We start from the raw sequence: 1,795 nt of genomic DNA on the forward strand, positions 1-1,795 counted from the left end.
CGACCGGGCGGTGATCGGGTCGGCGAACGCGACCGCCCGGGCCTACCCGGACGGCGCCGGCGACGTCCTCGCCGCGTTCGCAGGCCACCGCGCGCACGATCCCGACGCGATCGCGGTGACCGACGCCCGGACCAGCCTGACCCGCGCCGGCCTCGACGCCCGCGCCACCGCCATCGCCCGACGCCTCGCCCGCGCCGGCGCCCGACCCGAGCGCGTCGTCGGACTCCTCCTCGAGCGCACCTGCGACCTGCCCGCCGCCTGGCTCGCCGTCCTCAGGACCGGCGCCGCCATCCTCCCCCTCAACCCCGAACTGCCCGCAGCCCGCCTCGCCGCCCTCGCCGCCGAGGCCGACCTCCTGCTCACCCAGCCCGAACTCGCCGACCAGCACCCCGCCCTCGCCGACGCCGCAGGGCGAGCGCCCCTCGTCCTCGACGCCGATCCGGACGCCGATCCGGATACCGACGCGGACGACGACAGCGCCCGGCCCGTCCGGCCCCGCACCCGCGCCCCCCACCCGGACGCGCTCGCCTACGTCCTGCACACCTCCGGCTCCACCGGCACCCCCAAGGCCTGCGCCAACACCCACGCCGCCCTCGCCAACCGCCTCGCCTGGATGGCCGACCACCTGCGCGTCGGTGCCCACGACACCATCCTGCACAAGACCCCCGTCTCCTTCGACGTCGCCGTCTGGGAGATCCTTCTCCCCCTCGTCACCGGCGCACGCCTCGTCCTGGCGCCCCCCGGCGCCCACCGCGACCCCGACGCCATCGCACGCCTCATCGGCCGGCACGCCGTCACCCTCCTGCACTTCGTGCCCGCCCAGCTCTCGGCCGCCCTCGCCGCCGGCGCCCTCGACGACACCGCCAGCCTCACCCGACTGGTCGCCAGCGGCGAGGCCCTGCCGCCCGATCTCGCCCGCGCCGTCGCCGCCCGCACCGGCGCGCGGGTGCACAACCTCTACGGACCCGCCGAGGCCGCCATCGACGTCACCGCCTGCGACGTCGCAGCCTGGGATGGCGCCTGCGATGGCGCCTGCGCGGACGGGCCCGCCCCCGGGCCGCGCGTGCCGATCGGCGCGCCCATCGCCAACCTGCGCCTGCACGTCCTCGACGACGCGCTCCACCCGGTGCCGGTCGGCGTGGTCGGCGAGCTCTACATCGGCGGCCTCGGCCTCGCCCGGGGCTACCGCGGCCAGCCCGGCCTGACCGCCGCGCGGTTCGTGCCCGACCCGGAGGCCGGGCGCGGCGCGCCGGCCGGGGCGCGGCTGTACCGCACCGGCGACCGGGCGGCGTGGCGGGCGGACGGGCAGCTCGACTACCGCGGGCGGGCGGACGATCAGGTCAAGATCCGCGGCCAGCGCGTCGAGCCGGGCGAGGCGGCCGCCGCGCTGCGGGCGCTGCCGGGCGTGGCCGAGGCGGCGGTGGTCGCCCGTCCCGGTCCGGACGGGGGGCTGCGGCTGGTGGGCTACGCGGTGCCGGCGGCCGGCGGCGTCCTCGACGAGCCCGCGCTGCAGCGGGCCCTGGCCGACACGCTGCCCGACGCGCTGCGCCCCGCCCGCATCCTCGCCCTCCCCGCCCTGCCGGTCTCCGCCAACGGGAAGCTCGACCCAGGACGCCTCCCCGAACCCGACTGGGCGGGCGCGGACGCCGCGGGCGGGAGCACCGGCTTCGATCCGCCGCGCGGCCAGACCGAGACGCGCCTCGCCGCCCTCTGGGCCGGCGTGCTCGGCCTCGACGCCCGACGCCTGTCGCGCCGGGACAGCTTCTTCGAGCGCGGCGGCGACTCGATCCTCGCC

At 79.0% G+C, this 1,795-nt stretch carries 1 protein-coding gene; it reads left to right on the forward strand.

The features are described from left to right. The coding region (locus ACLBYG_RS31525) for a non-ribosomal peptide synthetase (RefSeq protein WP_447684078.1) at positions 1-1,795 on the forward strand (1,795 nt) is incomplete at both ends.

Source organism: Methylobacterium sp. D53M, from assembly GCF_053345625.1.